This is a genomic window from Magnetococcales bacterium (assembly GCA_015231175.1).
Lineage (GTDB): Bacteria > Pseudomonadota > Magnetococcia > Magnetococcales > DC0425bin3 > HA3dbin3.
Map to the genome: position 1 here is coordinate 1 of JADGBZ010000012.1, position 19,533 is coordinate 19,533.

Here is a 19,533-nt window from a genome sequence, read left to right on the forward strand (position 1 = left end):
TGTTCCAATTCGGTGGCCCTGATTGGCAAACCTTTGGAGAGTGAGATTTCCAAAGGGTTGGGGAGGCCGGTCCGACTGGCCAACGACGCCGATTGTTTCGCCCTGTCGGAGGCGGTCGATGGGGCGGGCGCCGGGCAACATTCGGTATTCGGGGTTATTCTGGGGACCGGGGCGGGAAGTGGGCTGGTGGTGGCCGGACGGCCTGTGCAAGGCCCGAACGGGGTGGCCGGGGAGTAATAACAAAGGTTTTTATATCCAGGCTTTTCTCGAAAGGGCGCTGAATAGTTACAGATCATTGACCGAACGTGCGGGACTGATACGGCAACGATTTCCGGGTGTGGTGCGGCCCCCGGTGGGACAATTTACCGGGTGAAACCGGTGATCGAGGGGATGAACCTCTGACGGGGTAGCCGAACTGACCGGGCAGGGTGGATTGTTCCTCTAGCGTGGGGTACAGTTGCCCCATCATTCACCGTCTTGGGGTCACGCCATGTCCACGCAAACCATCGTCCTCATCGTCCTCATCACTGTGCCGGTGTTGCTCGTTCTTTACGTGATCGTGCTCTACAACGGTCTGGTCGGCCTGAAAAACCGCATCAAGAACGGCTATGCCCAGATCGATGTGCAGCTCAAGCGACGTTTTGATCTGATTCCCAACCTGGTAGAGACCGCCAAGGCTTACATGGCCCACGAGCGCGACACCCTGGAGGCAGTGATCAAAGCCCGCAACCAGGCCGTCTCCGCCGCCGGCGCCGCCATGCAGGCCCCGGGCGATCCCCAGGCTATGGGGGCGCTCTCTGCCGCCGAAGCCTCTCTCGCCAGCGGCATGAAGGGCTTTTTCGCTCTGGCGGAAAACTACCCAGACCTCAAGGCCAACCAGAATATGAGCCAACTCTCCGAGGAATTGGTCACGACCGAGAACAAGGTTGCCTTCGCCCGGCAGGCCTACAACGACGCGGTGATGCACTACAACACCGCGCGGGAGTCGTTTCCCGCCAACCTGCTGGTGGAAAAGTTCGGTTTTCAGGAGGCTGCCCAACTTGAATCCATTGAAGTCCCCGAGGAGAGGAAGGCCGTCAAGGTCTCCTTCTGATTGCTGCCATGGATTTTTTCGATCGTCAACATCGGGCCAGGCGGCGCACCAGAATCCTGATCGCCTACTTTGTGCTGGCCGTCGTCGGCATCATCCTCACCCTGCATGTGGCGATGGTGATGCTGGTGGTGGTGGGAGAGAAAGGGGATCCGGTCGCCTGGAACTGGAAACAGTGGACAACCCTCTTCTGGCAGCCGGAGCAGCTGCTGATGGTGTCCGTGGGAACCTTGGTCGTGATCGCCATTGGCATGCTCTGGCGCATGTGGGAACTGCGCGGGGGTGGCGCGACCGTGGCCGAGGAGTTGGGGGGACGGCTGGTCGATGCCTCTACCCGTGACGCCGACGAGCGCCAACTGCTCCATGTGGTGGAGGAGATGGCCATCGCCTCCGGCACCTCTGTGCCACCGGTCTATGTGCTCGACGAGGAACCGGGAGTCAACGCCTTTGCCGCCGGTTTCGCGGCTGACCAGGCGGTCATCGGGGTGACCCGGGGGGCCCTCGAAGCGTTTCGCAGAAACGAGCTGCAAGGGGTGATTGCCCACGAGTTTTCGCACATTCTGAACGGCGACATGCGTCTCAACATCCGCCTGCTGGGGGTATTGGCAGGCATTACCACCATCGCCTCCATCGGCGAGATGATGATGCGCAACTCTTCCCACTCTCGCGACAAGAAATCGTCAGGGGGTGCTCTGGGTCTGGCGCTCTTCATCAGTGGCTGGATCGGCTATTTTTTTGGCCGCATGATTCAGTCGGCCATCTCCCGGCAGAGGGAGTTTCTGGCCGACGCCTCGGCAGTGCAGTTCACCCGCGATCCCACCACCATCGGCAGTGCCCTGGAGCGTCTGCGCACCTGGGATGCGGGGAGCGCCATGAAGCATCCCAAAACGGGGGATGCGGGTCATTTTCTGTTCGGCGAGGGGGCCACCCGCCTGTTTGGGCTGTTTGATACCCATCCTCCCCTGGAACAACGCATCGAGGCCATTTTCTCCCAGTCGCCAATGAGCCCCTTGCCCCCCACGTCGCAAATCGCACCTCACGACGAACAACCGCATTCCCTGGCTGCGCAAGCGACCAGGGAGGGAACGTCACAGATCGCGTCCCATCGCGAACAGCCGCAACAAAGGGGCAGGATGGCCGCTTCTGTGGCGGGAAGCGGTGCCCCTGCCCACCTGGCGGCGATGGCCATCATGGTCCACCCACGGCAACAGTCGATAGCGGTCGACGTGGAGGGGCTGATGGCCTCCATCGGCACCCTGGACACGGCGCAAGTGGACTTTGCCCGTTGGTTGAAGGAGACCATCCCCGAAACCCTGGTAATGGCCCTGCGACAGCCCCAGCAGGCCCAAGCAATGGCCTGCGCCCTGTTGCTGGACAATGATGCCACAGTGCGAGGGCGCCAGTTGGTGTTGCTGGCCGAGTCAGGGGAGCCCGGCCTGGCTGACATCACCCTGGGGCTGTGGGGGCAGCTTCGGCAGATGCCAGGGGAGGTGCGACTGACGTTGGTGCAGCTCATGCCACAGGCGCTCAAAGCCCTTGACGCGGCATCACGCCAGCGGCTGTGGCAGAGTGTGCAGGCATTGATTCAGACGGATGGGCGGGTCACCCTGTTCGAGGCGGTTCTCTCTCATGTACTGGAGCGGGTGTTGCAACCGGAGCGGCCATCCTCGGCGGGTCGGGCGCGACCGAAGGATCTGTCACGGGTGCTGGCGGCGTTGGCGCGGGCGGGATCTGTGGAGCCGGCTGCCCAGGAGGCGGCCTTTGCTGCCGGGGCGGCCCTGCTGCCGATGGTGGCGACCGAAGAGATGCCCGAGCCGGTGGCCACGGAGCAGGTCATTCACTCTCTACAACGATTGGCCACCCAGACGCCGCAGCTCAAGCGGGAGTTGGCCAGGGCGTGCATAACCACGGTGGCGGCTGATGGCCATCTGACGGCGGGCGAGGCGGAGTTGTTGCGTACGGTGCTGGCCCTGCTCGGGTGCCCCATGCCGCCTCCTGCCGCCCCATAACCGGGATCAGAATTTTTTTCCCGGTACGTTGGGTTTGAACCCGGCCACGCGCCGCAACCGCAAACTCTCGGTGGCATCGAGGGAGCGCCACCTGCCGACAGGCAACTCCCCCATCTGCACGCCCCCGTAGGCGATCCGCATCAGGCGGGACACATCCATGGCGAGTGTGGCGAAGATGCGCCGGATCAGGTGATTGCGACCTTCACGCAGAGTCAGAGTCAGCCAACTGTTGGCCCCTCCGGTATGATCCAGGGTGATCTCCAAGGGGCCGGTGGGTCCATCGTCCAGTTCGACCCCTCTGCGCAATTGCGCTAACGATTGCGGACTCACCCTGCCGTGGACGCGCACCCGATAAACCCGTTCCACGGCCTGCCGGGGATGCATCAGGCGATGGGCAAGCAGGCCATCGTTGGTCAACAGGATCATCCCTTCCGAGAGGTAGTCCAATCGCCCCACCGTCACCAGCCGTGGTGCGTCTGGGCCGAGCAGATCAAATACCGTAGAGCGACCTTCGGGATCATGCCGGGTACACATCACCCCGGGCGGCTTGTTCAGGACCAGGAGCAACCGTTCCAGGCGTCCCCGTTGCACCGGTTGTCCATCCAGGGCTACCACATCTCCGGGCAGCACGCGCACACCCTGCTGGGTCACCACTTCCCCATTGATGGCGACCCGGCCACTCTGGATCCATGTCTCCCCTTCGCGGCGCGAGCACAGGCCCGCCTCGGCCAGCCATTTTTGCAGGCGCGTCCCCGGCGACTCATCCATGGAAGCGACTCCTGCCCAACGGCAGGCCCAGGGTATCCATCACCTGGCGCATGATTTTCTCGGCCCGGGCCCGGGCCTGTCCGGCGCCCTGTTCCAGGAGATGTTCCAATTCGCCCCGGTCGTCGATCAACTTTTGGTAACGCTGCTGAATCGGCTCCAGCTGCGCAATGACTGCTTCGGCGGTTTCCACCTTCAACTTGCCGTAGAGGTTGTGACTGAAATGGTCCAAGGCCGCTGCACGGGTTTGTCCGGTGGCCACACACCACAAATCCAGAAGATTGGTCACACCAGGTTGTCCAGCCTCGTCAAAGCGAATGGATGCGGTGCTGTCGGTCACGGCCTTTTTAAATTTTTTTAAAATCTCCTTGGGTGCATCCAGAATCATCACCCGAGCCAGCTCCGATTCAGCGCTTTTGGACATTTTTTTGGTCGGATCCTGGAGATCCTTGACCCGCGCCCCCTCCTCCGCGATCAGCGGTTCCGGAACCTGGAAAACCTCGCCATAAAGATTGTTGAAGCGCAAGGCTACATCCCGGGTCAGTTCCAGATGTTGCTTTTGATCCTCGCCCACAGGCACCTTGTGGGTACCATACAACAGAATGTCTGCGGCCATCAGGACCGGATAGGTAAAGAGGCCGGCATTGACGTTTTGTTTGTGCCGTTGGGCCTTGTCCTTGAATTGGGTCATGCGTTCCAATTCGCCGATCTGGGTAAACGTGGCAAGCAGCCAAGCCAGTTCAGCGTGGGCTGGAACATGGCTTTGGATGAACAGCACGCTGCGTTGTGGATCCAGGCCGCAAGCCAGATAAATCGCGGCTAGTTCCAGGCAGCGCCGGCGCAGTTCGGCGGGATCCTGCCGCACGGTCAGGGCGTGCAGATCGACGATACAAAACAGGCCATCGTAACTCTCCTGCATGGCCACCCAGTGGCGCAGGGCACCAAAATAGTTGCCGATGGTCAACTGGCCCGTGGGCTGCGCCCCGGAAAAAACGATGGGTTGCGCTGTGTTGCTTTCGTTCACGCTAACGTCTCCTTCACGGGTGCATCATGTGTTATCACTAACATAATTATCCGTCAAATGATTGAAAATTAACTTAAAAATATAATTATCTGGCATCAACCCGGTTTTCTATCATAACCGGCAAGATGTTTGTCAAGTGACCAAATCCTTACCCTGGATCGAGGATGCCGTCCACACACTTTCTCCCAATCCTTGATCATAGACAAATCGGTAAAACAAATTTGCTGTAGCCATCCACGGGCTCTCGATAACAGAACACCACATCAGCAATGGCCCGCACAGGCAAAGCATCCAGCATGGCCGCGTTATGGTTGGTCAGAAATACGCACAAACGACGATGTTCCGACAAAAAAATCAATATGTTCTAAAATGGCTTTGGCGCGACTGGGGTGGATGCCATTGTCAAACTCATCCATGACCACCATGCTCCCATCGGGGACCGACAATAAAGCAGCAGCCATAGCCAGTACGCGCAGGGTGCCGTCCGAAAGTTCGCTCACATCAAATTTTTTGCAAGCACCTCCAAATGTTTCACTCAGTTCGAGCATGACATCTTCCCGAGCCGTTTTGATAAAGGAGATGGTTTCAATTTTTTGTTCCGGTAAACTACTGATAAATTTTAATATATTCTCACGATTTTCCTTTTCAATCTTGGTCAAGCCGTCGCCACCCTCTTTGTCTTCACCCCAAAGATGATACAGAACACTGGATATATTTCTGCCATCTCCGATCAAGTTTTTTTCTTTTATGTGACTATACCCACGCATTTTGCCAACAACCAAATCAAGAAACAGTATATTGCTCAAGCAAGAACGAATCGCAGTGTTCGCTTTTAAAATAATATCTCTTGATTTTGGATTTTGCTGCCTGAAGTGCCATGGACTATTAAATTGATTGAATACAGGAGACTGATCGCTAAACTTTAGGGAAGGTTTATTACCTCCTCTTCCCGATGCATTGGCACCTATGAGCATGGTCAGAGGAGCCAGCTTGAGAGTCGAGTCGGCGTGGCTTTTAAAATGTTTTATGGTGAATTCATTCAGCACGACAGGCTACTCTCTTCCTGAAAAAAAGTAACAATTCACCACCCCTTCAAGAAAAGCCTGGACAGGAATGCCTTTGTCAGGGCTTCACCCCGGACCCCATCGGGGCTTGGCCCCAAACCCCGCCATGAGGAAGGGCGCAGCCCTTCCTCATGGACCTCCATCCCAGTTTTTCAATCGTTTTTTTATGTCGAGCCGGCCATCCCCACAAACAGCGTCAAAAACCACCCGGCCACAGGGTTGATCATCTTGCCCAAGATGCCACTCATGGCCAAAATGACCACCAGAACCAAACCATAACGATCCAGGGATGACCAATAACGACTCAAGGACGGGGGCAACAACACAGCGACCACCCGCCCCCCATCCAGGGGTGGCACTGGAAAGAGATTGAATACCGCCAGAACCACATTGACGACAATGGCCGCTTCGAACATGTTGAACAAGGGCATGGAAAAAAAAGGCGGCAACTGTACGACCATGCGAGCCGCCAATGCACATGCCGTGGCCAGAAACAGATTCATGAGTGGACCCGCCACCGAGACCCAAAAAAGGGCCACCCGAAACGAGCCTCGAAAATAACGAGGATTAATTGGCACCGGCTTGGCGCCCCCAAAAGCAAAACCGACGGTGTATAACAACACGATGGGAACCAACACCGTCCAAACCCAATCGATATGCGGCAGGGGATTGAGGGTCAACCGCCCCATCATGCCCGGGGTGGGATCGCCAAAGCGGGAAGCCACGTAACCATGCGCCCACTCATGGAGCGTGATGGCAAACAGGATGCCCGGTCCCCAAAGAAGAATCTTTTGCAGAATATCCACCGTATCCGTCATGATTTTCCCTCGGCTGTGACTTCGAGCAAATGACCATCCCGCAGGTGAAAACGCCGATCCAAACGGGCCGCCAACTCGGGATTGTGGGTCACCATGAGGCAGGTCAGACGCCGCCGCCGGTTCAACTCCATGAACATTTGGAAAACGGTTTCGGCTGTTTGCAAATCCAGATTGCCAGTCGGCTCATCGGCCAAAAGCAGGTCTGGCCCATGCACCACCGCCCGGGCAATGGCAACCCGTTGCTGCTCTCCCCCGGAAAGCTGCCCTGGCTTGTGATGCATGCGGTCGGCAAGTCCCACTTCGGTGAGGATCTCCTCCGCCCGTGTCCGGGCCATCTCGCGGGGGTGCCGCCCAATCAGCAATGGCATCATGACATTTTCCACCGCAGAAAATTCCGGCAAAAGACGATGCGACTGGTAGACAAACCCGATGTGCCGGTTGCGCATGCCGGCCTGCTGCACCGGTCGCAAGGCAAAAATATCTTGCCCGTTCAACAAAACCTGACCCGAGGTGGGGCGATCCAGACAACCCAGAATCTGGATCAGGGTGCTCTTGCCGGCGCCAGAAACCCCCTGCAAGGCAGCCATTTCACCCACTTCCAGACGCAGACAAACCCTCTTGAGAATATCCAGACTCTGAGCAGGGGTCCGAAACGTTTTGAGCACATCCCGAGCTTCCAACAATGGGGTCTCACTCATAGCGCAGGGTCTCCACAGGATCGACCCGCGCCGCACGCCAGGCTGGATAGAGGGTCGCCAGCAGGGTAATCAACAAGCTGATGGAGGTCACCATGATGACATCGGAGCGTAACACCACCGAAGGCAAGTGGTCGATAAAATAGACATCTCCAGAGAGGAAACGAATGCCGAACTGCTTTTCGATGAACTGAAGAACGATTTCCAGATTGAAGGCCAAAGAGAGCCCCAGGATCGTTCCCATCGACGTTCCCGCCAAACCGATCACCCCCCCATTGATGACGAAGATGGTCATGATGCTGTTCGCCGTGGCGCCCATGGTTTTGAGAATGGCCACATCCCGCCCCTTCTCCATCACCACCATGATCAAACTGGATATGATGTTGAAGGCCGCCACCAACACCACCAAGAACAAAATGACGAACATGGTGGCTTTTTCAATTTGCAACGCCCGAAAAAAATTGTGATTCATCTGCATCCAATCCTGGACCGAATATTCATACGCCAACTTTTTCTCCAGGTCGCTGCGGGTGACAAAAGCGGTATCAGGGTTGGCGGTACGGATCTCGATGCCGGTCACCTGATCGTCAAAACGGAAAAAAACCTGAGCGTCAGCCAGATGGATGTAAGCCAGGGTTTTGTCATATTCGTACATGCCGGAGTCAAACACCCCCACCACCCGGAACCGTTTCATGCGCGGCATGGTTCCCAAGGCAGTGACGTTGCCGACGGGTGCAACCACCGTCAGAGTATCGCCCAGATGGACCCCCAGGTTGGCAGCCAGGCGGTTCCCAAGAATGATGCCATAGCCATGCAGGGCGTCCATCGATCCACGCTTCAGATTCTTGGCCAGCGAGGAGATCTCCCTCTCCCGCTCCGGGTCGATCCCCCGGATAACCACCCCTGCTGCCACGCCACTGGCAAGAAGCATGGCTTGTTGCAGAATATAAGGCGAGGCGGCCACTACGTTGGGGGAATGGACCACCTGCTTCAGCACATTTTCATAATCTGGCATCCGTCCGCCCGGGTACTGGACCACCACATGACTGGTGACACCCAGAATCTGCTTTTGCAACTCCTCCTTGAAACCCGTCATCACCGCAAGAACGACGATGAGGGCCGCCACCCCAAGAGCAACCCCTCCCACCGATATCAGAGTGATGACCCCGATGAAATGTTGTGACTTCTTGGCCCGCAAATAGCGCAGGCCGATCAGCCACTCATACCGTTGTGAAAACATGGCGCCGGATCTCACTCTGACTCTGACTGGGCAACCTGGGGACGCAACTGGGGAAACAAAAGAACCTCACGAATGGCAGCGGCATTGGTCAGAAGCATCACCAATCGGTCAATGCCGATCCCTTCGCCGGCGGTGGGGGGCATACCGAACTCCAAGGCGCGAACGTAATCGGCATCAAAGTGCATCGCTTCCGCATCCCCGGCCTGCCGGGCTTCGACCTGGCGTTGGAAACGCTGCGCCTGATCCTCCGGATCGTTCAGCTCCGAGAAGGCGTTGGCAATTTCCCACCCCCCCACAAAGAGTTCAAAACGTTCGGCTACCTCCGGATTGGTGTCACACCGGCGGGAAAGAGGTGAAACGGAGATGGGATACTCCATGATGAAGGTGGGTTGAATCAATCGGCTCTCCGCCACGGTTTCAAAAGCGGTCAGCAGCAGTTGACCCGTATCGGCGGCAGTATCGGGGGTGACCCCGTTATCCCGCAGATATTGCCGAAGATAGTCGATGTTCGTAACCTGTTCGGCATCGGCCCCGCCATAGGTCACCAACGCCTGGTCCAGGGTCAGGCGGGGCCAGGGAGGAGTAAAGTCGATCTTGCGCCCCTGGTGAATGACCCAGGGTTGGCCACACGTCTGGAAGACCAGATGGAGAATCAACTCTTCGGTCAGATCCATCAAGTCCCGATAATCCGCATAAGCCTGATAAAACTCCATCATGGTGAATTCGGGATTGTGCCGGACCGACAACCCCTCGTTGCGAAAATTGCGGTTGATCTCAAATACACGTTCAAATCCACCCACAATCAACCGTTTAAGATAAAGTTCCGGGGCGATGCGCAGATAAAGATCGACATCCAGGGCGTTGTGGTGCGTCACGAAAGGCCGCGCCGTCGCACCGCCAGGGATGGGATGCATCATGGGGGTTTCAACCTCCAAAAACCCTTTGCTTTCCATAAACTCCCGTATCAAACGAATGATTGCCGAGCGGGTGCGAAAGAGATTGCGCACATCGGGATTGACGATCAGATCCAGATAGCGCTGACGGTAACGAGTCTCCACATCTTCCAGGCCATGCCACTTTTCCGGCAGGGGGCGCAGGGCTTTGGCCAGAAGACGGAATGCGTTCACCCGTATGGTCAATTCGCCGGTCTGGGTACGAAACAACGTCCCAACCACGCCAAGAATGTCGCCCACCTCCACCTTGCGAAAAATTTCCTTATAGGTCTCCGCGCCCACGGCATCCCGTTGGACAGCAATCTGGAGTTGGTCCGTCGCATCCTGCAACGTGGCAAACGTCAGTTTGCCAAAGTTGCGCAGCAGCATGACCCGTCCTGCCGTCTGCACCTGGATCCCGGTCAAACTGTCTGGGTCGGTCACCGAACCAAACTCCCGACGGATCCATTCAAGTTTTGTCTCGGGCTTGAAATCATTGGGATAGGGATTGATCCCAGCGCTGCGCAACGCCTCAACCTTGGCCTTGCGACTGGCGATATGCTGATTTTCCTCGCTGGACATGGAGACTCCTCAAACTGACATGATTCTCTGGGCCAGGGCGGCCCGGATGAAGGGATCCAGGTGACCATCCAAAACCGCATCGGTGTTGCCGGTTTCCACGCCGGTGCGCACATCCTTGACCATGCGGTAGGGGTGCAGAACATAGGAACGGATCTGGTGACCCCAACCGATATCGGTCTTGGCGTCGGCGACTGCCTGGGCGGCTTCGGCCCGCTTGTCCAACTCCATCTGGTAGAGACGCGCCCGCAACATTTTGAAGGCATCGTCCTTGTTGCGGTGCTGCGACCGGCCATTCTGGCATTGCACCACGATTCCGGAGGGGTGGTGCGTGATGCGAATGGCGGAACTGGTCTTGTTGACGTGTTGCCCACCTGCCCCCGAGGCCCGAAAGGTATCGATGCGCAGATCCTTTTCATCGATGGCGATCTCGATGCGGTCATCCAGTTCCGGGTAGACATAGACGGAACTGAACGATGTGTGCCGCCGCGCCGATGCATCAAACGGACTGATGCGCACAAGCCGATGCACTCCGCCCTCGGTTTTCAGGAATCCGTAGGCAAACTCCCCCTCCACTCGAATACTGGCCGATTTGCAACCGGCCTCTTCTCCGGGCAGATAGTCAACCAGTTCGTGTTTGAAACCATGGGCATCGCACCAGCGCAGATACATGCGCAACAACATCTCCGCCCAATCCTGGGACTCGGTACCGCCGGCGCCGGGATGGATCTCCAGGAAGGCGTTGTTCATATCCGCCTCGCCGGAGAGCATCCGCTGCAACTCCATACCCTCGACCCGGGTCAGCATCTCCTGCGCCTGGGCGGCGACCTCCTGTTCCACGTCCGCATCCCCTTCGCTGCGGGCCAGCTCCAACAGGTCACGGGCGTCTTTGAGTTCCTGATCCAGGCGATCCCATTCACCGATAGTTTTTTCCAGCCGGGTTTTCTCCCGCATGATCTCCCGGGCTTTCTCCGGCTTGTTCCAAAGATCGGCGTCTGCGCTGAGGACTGTCAGCTCTTCGAGTCTTTTTCGTCCATGCTCATAGTCAAAGATGCCCCCTTAGGAGGGTCAACTTCTCCCGAACGGTGTCGAAAATTTTTTGTATGTTCTCTTCCATGGTCTCCCCAATGCACGGGTTTTTCACCAACTGCAAAACAATCCCCTCTTGAGTCCATGCTAACCTATTTTGAGGTGAATTGCCCTGGAGCATTTTTTTCATTTGGCAAAAAACAGCGCCTGCTCCCAACACCAAACCTGGACATCCTCTTGACGCACCAGACCAACATGATGGAGGATGCCGGAGGGAGCACATCATTTATCGGGAAGGATAGACATGTATTATGCCATCATGAGTCAGGATGTAGAAAACTCTCTGCCCTTGCGGCGCCAGGCCCGACCGGCGCATTTGGCCCGTCTTGAAGCGTTGTCCCGGGAGGGGCGTTTGTTGCTTGCCGGTCCGTTCCCTGCCATCCCCTCCGAGGATCCGGGCGAAGCAGGTTTTACGGGCAGTCTGGTGGTGGCCGATTTTTCCTCGCTGGCTGCCGCCCAGGCCTGGGCGGATCAGGATCCCTATGTGGCCGCCGGGATTTATAGGCATGTTGTGGTCAAACCCTTCAAAAAAGTCCTTCCCTGAAGGTCATATCCCCCAACAGGAGAGCATGTCATGAAAAGAGTACTTGTTCCACTGGCCCAAGGGTGCGAAGAGATGGAGGCTGTCACCCTCATCGACCTGTTCCGCCGGGCAGGCATCGAAGTGGTCTCTGCCGGCTTGGATGACCAACCCGTCAAAGCCAGCCGGGGGGTGGTTCTGCTCCCGGACACCACACTGGATCAGGTGATCGATCAGGAGTTCGATCTGATCGTCCTGCCTGGTGGCCTTCCCGGAACGGAACGTCTCAACCAGGATCCACGGATCAAATCGCTTCTCCAAAAAATGGCCGCCTCCGGCAAATATGTCGCCGCCATCTGCGCAGCCCCATCTGTCCTGGCCCATGCAGGGTTGTTGCAAGGTCGCCAAGCCACAGGCTATCCGGGAGTCCTGGAAAAGATGTCCATTCCCTCTCTCTCCATCCTGGACACCCCCGTCGTCACCGACGGAACCATCGTGACCTCCCGCGGTCCGGGAACAGCCCTGGTATTCGCTCTCGACCTGATCGAAAAACTGGCCGGGCTCGACAAGCGGTTGGAAGTGGCCAAAGCCCTGCTTTCCCACCCCCATACCGGACAACCAGCTTGATCTCCTCCAACCCGCCAGACAAGAAAGCGAAGTTGGAGGGAGCCAGACCCCTGGGCACTGGTTCGTTGCCGGGTGGTGAGTGGCTACCAAACCGGTAGCAAAAAATTTCATGATATGCCATACTGGAGGGATGTCGTGAATTCACTTTGCAGGGGATTTCACCGTGAGCAGAATGACAGATGACGAACTCATCGAGGAACTGAAAGCCCGCTTTGACAACACCAAGCAGGCCCTCCATGACGTCAAGATGGTGACAAAAAAGCTTGAAGTTGTCAATAAAAAGTTGGAAGCGTCCGAGAGGGTCAAAAGCAACTTTGTCTCCCACATGAAAAACGAGATCAACAATCCGTTGACCTCCATTCTCGGACTCTCCCAACAACTGATGGCCATGGAAACCCCGACGCATGAGATTGTTTCTTCCGTCAGCAGCATGATCCACTCGGAAGCCTTCAACCTGGACTTTCAGCTGCGAAACATCTTCGCCGCTGCCGAACTGGAGTCTGGAGATACGGAAATCCATGTGTCCGTAGTGGATATTGACACCGTGATCATGGAAACCGTGGACTCTTTCGAGCATGTCATCCTCCTCAAACGGCTCTCCGTCGGTTACAACCGGAAGGCCCAGTTCGACGCCAATGAACATCTTCTTTTTAAAACCGACGCCGAAAAGCTGCAATTGGTTTTTGCCAACCTCTTTTCCAACGCCATCGAATTCAACCGGGAAGATGGCAGAGTCCACATCGATCTGCATGTCCGGGATGGCCGTCTCCTGTTATCGGTGACCGATACGGGCATCGGTGTGGACAAGACCCAGCTCAACCGAATCTTCGACCGTTTTGTTCAGTTGGAGTCCGGGGTGACCAAAACCCACAAGGGCCATGGTCTCGGTCTGAGCATCACCAAGGCGATCATCGACATGCTGGAGGGATCCATCTCCGTCAACAACATCACCTTCTCCGACGATGACCCCTCCACCCTGGAGAACAGATCGGTAAGACCGCTGAAATCGGGGTGCATCTTTACCATTGCCATCCCGGAAGTGGAAATGGATGTAGACGCCGATGCATTTTCGGTCGATGGCAACGAATTTTTCTTCGACGACGAGAAAGTCGAGGCCTTTTGATGGGTTCGGACATCAACCAGCAAAGGAGCAACGACCCTTTTCTGTTACCTGGTCAGCTCTTCGCAAAAAAAGGGCAATTCCGGATCACGACGGTGTTGGGATCCTGTATTGCCGTTTGTCTGTGGGATCCGACCCTGCGTCTGGGCGGCATGAATCACTTCAAGCTCCCCCTCTGGAACGGCGATGGCCTCCCGTCGCCAAAATTTGGCAACATTGCCATCAGCAAGCTGATCGAAGGGATGGTCTCCATTGGATGTCGCAAGGCGTCCCTGAAGGCCAAAATATTTGGCGGAGGCGCCGTGTTGCAAAGCGCCAGCGGTCTTCTCAACGTTGGTGAGCGGAATATCAATGCCGCACGCGATATTTTGCGCGAGCACGGTGTTCCCATCGTGGCGGCAGATGTCGGAGGCACCGTCAGCCGGAAAGTGATCTATAATACCTATGAAGGCACTATTCTTCTGAAAAAATCCAGTTCCTCATAGATGCCTTGTCGGCAGCTGTTCGGCGCTCGTTCACAAAGGACTTTTTGTTGGTGACATATGCTCGGCTTCGGCCTGTCGGGGGGCGGATTTCGCCCGGGAGGAGTTCTTTGTTTCGGTGACAGTTTGACCGAGGGATTTGGCGTTGATCGGAACGAATCCTATCCCGCGCTTTTGCAGCAACGTCTGCGTGAGCATGGTCATGCTCATCAGGTCATCCAAGCTGGGGTCTCTGGTGAAACCACCGGAGACGCCCTGGAGCGCCTGCATGTAGGGCTCCGGTCTCGACCTGGGATCGTCATTGTGGCCCTGGGGGCCAACGATGCCTTCCTGGGGATCCCGACCGCCATCATGGAGAGCAATCTGGCGGAGATCATCCTGGCCTTTCAAAATGCCGGATGTCGTGTCATTCTGGGCGGTTTGTCGATCCCCGCTGTTTTTGGTGTGGTTGATCCGCAGGGGTTTTCTGCCGTTTTTCCAGCTCTCGCCAAACGCCATGGCGTCGCCTTTGTCCCTGACTTTCTGGCAGGCGTGCCCGGCCAAAGGCGTTACAACCTTCTGGATGGCTTCCACCCCAATGGGGCCGGGTATCGCCTGATCATGGAAGGTGTCTGGAATATTCTGCATCCCATGCTGCCACCCGGGTGACTTTTCCGGCTCGCAACCGTTCATCAGCAGCTGAGGTATGCGGAAAATCCTTGACGGCAAGAGGCAAATGGCTTCAACTTCCTCCCGTTCAGGTGGAACCAAATGGGACAAAGTAGAACCAGAATGGGAAAAGAACCTACCCCTCTCATCAAGCAAGGCCTCCTCCTGCCACAGGGGGCGGTCGACTTTTTCAAGCTGGCGGAGCAGATGCCCGATGGTGTCGTGATCCACAAGACAGATCGGGTCTTGTTTGCCAACATTGTCGCAGCCACCATGGCGGGCGAGAGAAGCGGAGATGTCCTCACGCAACGTCCTTTCCTCGATTTATTCCATCATGACTCCCGCCCAACTGTGGAGAATATGGCCTATGCCTTGCTCCAGGGGCCAGAGCGGTTTCAGCCCAGCGAAATGAAATGGCTGCGGCGGGGTGCCGGCGTCCTGTCCGTCGAGATTACCATGGCCCGTTGCGAAATCGACCAGGAGTTGGTTCTGATTTCGCTCGTTCGCGATATCAGCCAGCGCAAGGAGGCCGAAGAGCGCATCCTGCACCAAGCCAACTATGATGCCCTGACCGGGCTGCCCAATCGAGCCTTGTTTCTGGACCGTCTCCAACACGAGTTGACCCGTGCCAAACGGAGTCGTAGCCGTGTGGCCCTCATGTTCATTGATCTGGACCGGTTCAAATGGGTCAATGATACCCTCGGTCATGCTGCCGGTGATCAACTCCTGCGCGAAGCTTCTGCCCGTCTCCTCTCCTGCCATCGGGAATCGGACACCGTCGCTCGTTTGGGGGGTGACGAATTCACCGTCATCCTGCCTGACATGGCGCGTGGACCACACGCCGAGCGTGTCGCAGCGCAAATTTTGAAAGTTTTGGCAGAACCCTTTATTCTGTGTGGACAGGAGGCGTTCATCTCGGGTTCCGTGGGAGTGACCATTTTTCCCGACGATGGGCAGGAACTTGACGAACTGCTGCGCAATGCAGACAGTGCCATGTATTACGCCAAAAACGATGGGCGCAACGCCTATCGCTTCTTCACGCCGGACATGCAGGCCGAGGCTCTGGAAAAAGTGGCCCTGGAGAAGGATCTTCACCGAGCCATGGAACACAACGAGATGGTTGTCCATTACCAGCCCATCGTCGACATCCAGAGCGACCGCATCGTGGGCGCCGAGGGGTTTATGCGCTGGCAGCATCCCAAACGCGGCTTCGTCTCGCCGGAAATTTTCATCCCCATGGCCGAAGAGATCGGCATCATCGCCACCCTGACGGAGTGGATGCTTCGCACCGGTTGTGCCCAGGCTCAGCAATGGCGAACTCTGGACCATCATCGCAACTTTTTCATCTCCCTGAACCTCTCCTGTACCCGTTGCCGGGAACTCTCCACGGACGATAAAATTCCCGGCATTTTACGCGATACCGGCCTGCCTCCCACTGCTCTGGTCCTGGAGATCACCGAGAACATCTTGAGTGAGGACAGGGCCCGCGCCATGGCCATGTTGGATCATCTGCGCAAACTGGGCGTCAACCTGTGGCTGGACGATTTCGGCACGGGCTACTCCTCGTTAAGCGTACTCAAACGCCTGCCCGTCAGCGGTGTCAAGATTGACCGGGCCTTTGTCCCGGAGGTCACCAACGACCCGGATACAGGGCTGCTCGTCGATGCCATCATGACCCTGGCCAAAAGCCTGAAGCGCAAGGTGATTGGCGAGGGGGTCGAAAGCCGCGAACAGAAGGAGTACCTCCGCAGTCGTGGCTGCGACTACGCCCAGGGATACCTCTTCGGTCGCCCGATGTCCCACGAGGAGTTCGGCAAATTCCTTGAGAAGAACAACGACCGGGGATCTTCATCGGAAAAATCCTGACAAACGGTCGGCGTGTTCCTTCTGACCTGCGTCCAGGGCGGCGTACAGCTTTTCGTAGGATGCCACGACCGCCTCGCGCAGTTGCAACCACTCCCTGAAAGCCTCGGTGCGCTTTTTGGCCCAATCCACGGAGTTGAGGTGGATATCAGGAATCGCGGTCAAGGGATTGATCCGGCTGGTAACAAAAGCCGTTGCCGCCTTGCCGAAGGCCTCCCATGGCTCTTTTTGGGCATCTTTGATACCCAGCCACTTTCTGAGATCCTCAAGATAGCGGCGCAACCCCTCTGGACCGTTACCAACAACGCCAATTCCCAGCAGGCCGGTGTCCGTCAAAGGGGACCAATCCCCTCCCCCGCCAGCGGCCAACCCACCTGGCGGAGCGACAGGGCCGGCGTAATATCCCGAAGCATGGGCAACGAATCCGGGATCCTGGGCCGGAAACGAGGGCCGGGTTGCACCTGACCAGGCGGAGTTGGCCCGGCGGTCGCCAGCCTGTGGTTGGGCCAGGGGGACATGGTCCGCTTCCTGGGATCCCCACACAACGCCGCCGGTTCCTCCCTGGTTTTGGTTCCAAGAGGCATTGTTTGGTCTGCGCTGCGCCCAATGGTCCTGTTCCGCCTGGGAGTTGATATACGGTATCCCCTGCCCCTGATAGGATGAGGGCTGTTCACGATTGACAGAGGAAGAGGCGGACGTGGACCCTTCACTCCCGCCGGGCCACTCCTGGGCGCCAACCGATCCTGCCGGCCCCGGGGTCAACACGGCCACGCAGCAAAGGACCATCCAGCACGTTTGTCGTCGCAGAATACATCTCATCGTCATCTCTCCCCGAGTCAGGAATGTCCCGCCCCTTCACCAAACCTTTTGAGCCACCACTCGTCCATGGGGAGATATTTTTCCACTTCCGAACGGCTGAAAGAGTACCGGTAATGGGCGCAATAGGCCTTGATGATGCGGACGGCGTCCAGTATGGCCAGAGTCTTCTCATGACACAAGACGGGATCTTCCTGACCATGGTCCGGGTGCCATTGCATCAACAGGGCCCGCGAGCGGGTCTCGATCTCATCCAGAGTGGACTCCTCTCCCAGGCCAAGGAGCAAACGGGCCTGGGTGATCTGCTCGTAATAGCCGGGTTTATCCAGTACACTCACGCAATCTCTCTCCTGGCCTGATACAATCTGTCCAGGTCACTGGGGGCCATGCCGAAAAAGGCAAAGATGCCATCTGGAAGGCGTGGAAGAGGCTGGTCTTCGCTGCGAGCCAGGATCCACTCGGCAAGATTCAGGATACCGCAGAGCGTGGCCGCATGGCGCAAGGCCACCCTGCGGCCCGGCTGTAAAATCCCACCTTCCTGGTTGTGATCGCAGATGGCCTGGCAAAATGCCTCCGGCAGACACCACCTTCTGGCCACCAGGGCGCCAGCCAAACCATGATCCGTGCCGAACAACCGCCACTCCTCGGCGACCCGCATATACCCGAATCTGGTCACTTCCTCCTGGTAGAATACGGCATATTCGGGCAGGCGAAGGCCAAGAGCCATCAGGCCACAATCGTGCAGCAAACCCAACGCATAGGCCGTATCAGGTGTCACAGGATGGAGCGCCCCGCCATGGAAGTGAACCGCCAACCGTGGCAGTTCACCGGCAAGCCAACCCGCCACCCGGCCCACCTGCACACCACGCTCACAGATCCACGACAAGCCGTTCTCTCCACCCTCTCGGAGAGATTTCCGGATGGGGTCGCGAAGAATCTGGCGCAGTCTCTCCAATCCCAGGAGCAAAATGCCCTGTTCCACCGAATCCACGCTTCCCCGCAGAGTCCGCGACTCCATGTTGGCACGTTGGAGAACACACCCGGCCAGGGCAATGTCCTGCCCTGTATCAGTCGTCAAACTGGCCAGATTGGGTGACGGGCCATCGAGAGCATCCCTCACCTTCTGCCCCATGGAAGATTGGACAGGAATGGAAAGGCCAGTGATCAAATCCCGCGTCCTGCTGGCAATTGTTTTCATGCTCATGGCAGTTCCCGGGTTTGTGTACGATCCGCACGCCAATCCTCCCCCACTTTCATGACCACACCTCATTTCCTTGCCACCCGGAAGCCGAACGGAAAGGATTGTATACTACAATGAACGATGCTAAAGGAGTACACTGATCTCCCACCATGGATTTGGCAGCGAGAACGGCAACCCACGAAGAGAATCCATGCTGTACCATATGTCTTTAAAAAAATCAAAACGATTGTCCAAAGGAGTATGACCCATGGGAAACATACCAATCGGCGCGTTCATGTTCCTCTCATTTTTAGCTTTGTCGATCTCCCCGGATATTTCCTTTGCCGAAGACAAGACAACCTATTTCCAGGACGTTCCCAATGAAGTCGAATTGTTGCAGGCCTTGGGAAAGATCAGTCCAAAGATCAAATACAGAGGAATCAAGACAAGGGCGATCGTCTTCACCGATGAACCACCCGGACATGCGGAAAACACCCCCCAACAACCCAGCCCCTCCTCCCAGGAGGATGCAAGCATTCAAACGAGCAACCATGAACAAACCCCCTCTGAAGGTGCCCCAGCTCAACGCAAGCATGCCGGGAAACCCCAGCAACAAGCCAGCGGGGAAGCCAGAAAAAAGGTCGCGCTTGGCCTCTATTTCAACGTAAACTCTGCCGAGTTGACGGAGAAAGCCAGACAATATGCCGACTCCATCGGCAAAATGCTCCATATGAAGCAGGATTTGACCATCACTTTGCATGGCCATACAGATGCCACCGGTTCTGATGACATCAATATTCCCCTCTCGGAGAAACGGGCGGAGAGTGTTAAAATTTATGTTGTTAACCAATATCATATCGCTCCGGAACGCATCGCCATCGTGGGCAAGGGGGCAACCGAACCCCTCCCCGACACCCCCGGGACGGCAGCCATCAATCGGCGCGTAGAGATCGTTCCGCAATAAATTCCACC

At 57.0% G+C, this 19,533-nt stretch carries 21 protein-coding genes; 10 read left to right on the forward strand and 11 right to left on the reverse strand.

Translation table 11 applies throughout. The annotated features are described in order from the left end of the window. The 3 genes from HQL63_04500 to HQL63_04510 all read left to right on the forward strand — a co-directional run. The coding region (locus HQL63_04500) for an ROK family protein (protein MBF0176094.1) at positions 1–237 on the forward strand (237 nt) is incomplete at its 5' end. A 253-nt stretch (positions 238–490) separates the two neighbouring features. Further along, positions 491–1,093: a LemA family protein gene (locus HQL63_04505; protein ID MBF0176095.1), complete on the forward strand. Its 603-nt coding sequence runs from the start codon at positions 491–493 to the stop codon at positions 1,091–1,093. Between the two features lie 8 nt (positions 1,094–1,101). Next, complete coding sequence (locus HQL63_04510; protein MBF0176096.1) at positions 1,102–3,099, forward strand: M48 family metallopeptidase; 1,998 nt, start codon at positions 1,102–1,104, stop codon at positions 3,097–3,099. A gap of 6 nt (positions 3,100–3,105) precedes the next feature. Here HQL63_04510 and HQL63_04515 read toward each other — a convergent pair whose 3' ends face one another. The 8 genes from HQL63_04515 to prfB form a co-directional block, all read right to left on the reverse strand. Beyond that, positions 3,106–3,867, reverse strand: a complete 762-nt coding sequence (locus tag HQL63_04515) for an rRNA pseudouridine synthase (GenBank protein ID MBF0176097.1) — start codon at positions 3,865–3,867, stop codon at positions 3,106–3,108. Next, positions 3,860–4,888, reverse strand: coding sequence for a tryptophan--tRNA ligase (gene trpS, locus HQL63_04520; protein ID MBF0176098.1), 1,029 nt, complete (start codon positions 4,886–4,888; stop codon positions 3,860–3,862). Before trpS ends, HQL63_04515 begins: the two co-directional genes overlap by 8 nt. A 305-nt stretch (positions 4,889–5,193) precedes the next feature. Continuing rightward, positions 5,194–5,934 (reverse strand): AAA family ATPase, encoded by a 741-nt coding sequence (locus tag HQL63_04525; protein MBF0176099.1) that lies wholly within the window; start codon positions 5,932–5,934, stop codon positions 5,194–5,196. A gap of 182 nt (positions 5,935–6,116) precedes the next feature. Then, positions 6,117–6,770: a site-2 protease family protein gene (locus tag HQL63_04530; protein MBF0176100.1), complete on the reverse strand. Its 654-nt coding sequence runs from the start codon at positions 6,768–6,770 to the stop codon at positions 6,117–6,119. Beyond that, the gene (locus HQL63_04535; protein ID MBF0176101.1) at positions 6,767–7,468 is read right to left on the reverse strand and encodes an ABC transporter ATP-binding protein; all 702 of its coding nucleotides are present in this window, start codon (positions 7,466–7,468) and stop codon (positions 6,767–6,769) included. Before HQL63_04535 ends, HQL63_04530 begins: the two co-directional genes overlap by 4 nt. Beyond that, on the reverse strand, positions 7,461–8,705 hold the full coding sequence (locus tag HQL63_04540; protein ID MBF0176102.1) for a lipoprotein-releasing ABC transporter permease subunit: 1,245 nt from the start codon (positions 8,703–8,705) through the stop codon (positions 7,461–7,463). Before HQL63_04540 ends, HQL63_04535 begins: the two co-directional genes overlap by 8 nt. 11 nt (positions 8,706–8,716) lie before the next feature. After that, complete coding sequence (lysS, locus tag HQL63_04545) at positions 8,717–10,219, reverse strand: lysine--tRNA ligase (protein MBF0176103.1); 1,503 nt, start codon at positions 10,217–10,219, stop codon at positions 8,717–8,719. Positions 10,220–10,228: 9 nt separating this feature from the next. Further along, positions 10,229–11,333 (reverse strand): peptide chain release factor 2 gene (prfB, locus tag HQL63_04550; GenBank protein ID MBF0176104.1). Its coding sequence is split into 2 segments (ribosomal slippage): positions 10,229–11,263 and positions 11,265–11,333, totalling 1,104 coding nucleotides; the frame shifts between segments, so codons are not numbered across the junction. A gap of 216 nt (positions 11,334–11,549) precedes the next feature. On the opposite strand from prfB, the gene HQL63_04555 reads away from it, so the two are divergent. The 6 genes from HQL63_04555 (at position 11,550) to HQL63_04580 (ending at position 16,568) form a co-directional block, all read left to right on the forward strand. Then, positions 11,550–11,849 carry a YciI family protein gene (locus tag HQL63_04555; protein MBF0176105.1) on the forward strand — a complete coding sequence of 100 codons (300 nt, stop codon included), beginning with the start codon at positions 11,550–11,552 and terminating at the stop codon, positions 11,847–11,849. A gap of 30 nt (positions 11,850–11,879) precedes the next feature. Then, the gene (locus tag HQL63_04560) at positions 11,880–12,452 is read left to right on the forward strand and encodes a DJ-1/PfpI family protein (protein MBF0176106.1); all 573 of its coding nucleotides are present in this window, start codon (positions 11,880–11,882) and stop codon (positions 12,450–12,452) included. 163 nt (positions 12,453–12,615) lie between these two features. Further along, the gene (locus tag HQL63_04565) at positions 12,616–13,575 is read left to right on the forward strand and encodes a HAMP domain-containing histidine kinase (GenBank protein MBF0176107.1); all 960 of its coding nucleotides are present in this window, start codon (positions 12,616–12,618) and stop codon (positions 13,573–13,575) included. Beyond that, positions 13,575–14,057, forward strand: a complete 483-nt coding sequence (locus HQL63_04570; GenBank protein ID MBF0176108.1) for a chemotaxis protein CheD — start codon at positions 13,575–13,577, stop codon at positions 14,055–14,057. Before HQL63_04565 ends, HQL63_04570 begins: the two co-directional genes overlap by 1 nt. A gap of 57 nt (positions 14,058–14,114) precedes the next feature. Next, the gene (locus HQL63_04575) at positions 14,115–14,702 is read left to right on the forward strand and encodes an arylesterase (GenBank protein ID MBF0176109.1); all 588 of its coding nucleotides are present in this window, start codon (positions 14,115–14,117) and stop codon (positions 14,700–14,702) included. A 123-nt stretch (positions 14,703–14,825) separates the two neighbouring features. Further along, entirely contained in the window at positions 14,826–16,568 is a 1,743-nt protein-coding gene (locus HQL63_04580) for an EAL domain-containing protein (protein ID MBF0176110.1), read from the forward strand. Here the strand turns inward: HQL63_04580 and HQL63_04585 are convergent. The 3 genes from HQL63_04585 to HQL63_04595 are packed head-to-tail and all read right to left on the reverse strand — an operon-like array spanning position 16,551 to position 18,585. Next, entirely contained in the window at positions 16,551–17,384 is an 834-nt protein-coding gene (locus HQL63_04585) for a hypothetical protein (protein MBF0176111.1), read from the reverse strand. The genes HQL63_04580 and HQL63_04585 overlap by 18 nt on opposite strands. A gap of 17 nt (positions 17,385–17,401) precedes the next feature. Beyond that, entirely contained in the window at positions 17,402–17,719 is a 318-nt protein-coding gene (locus HQL63_04590; protein ID MBF0176112.1) for a J domain-containing protein, read from the reverse strand. Beyond that, positions 17,716–18,585, reverse strand: a complete 870-nt coding sequence (locus tag HQL63_04595; protein ID MBF0176113.1) for an HDOD domain-containing protein — start codon at positions 18,583–18,585, stop codon at positions 17,716–17,718. The genes HQL63_04590 and HQL63_04595 overlap by 4 nt, the downstream gene beginning before the upstream one ends. A 244-nt stretch (positions 18,586–18,829) precedes the next feature. Between HQL63_04595 and HQL63_04600 the strand changes: the two genes are divergently transcribed. Then, positions 18,830–19,525, forward strand: a complete 696-nt coding sequence (locus HQL63_04600) for an OmpA family protein (protein MBF0176114.1) — start codon at positions 18,830–18,832, stop codon at positions 19,523–19,525. Positions 19,526–19,533: the final 8 nt, after the last annotated feature.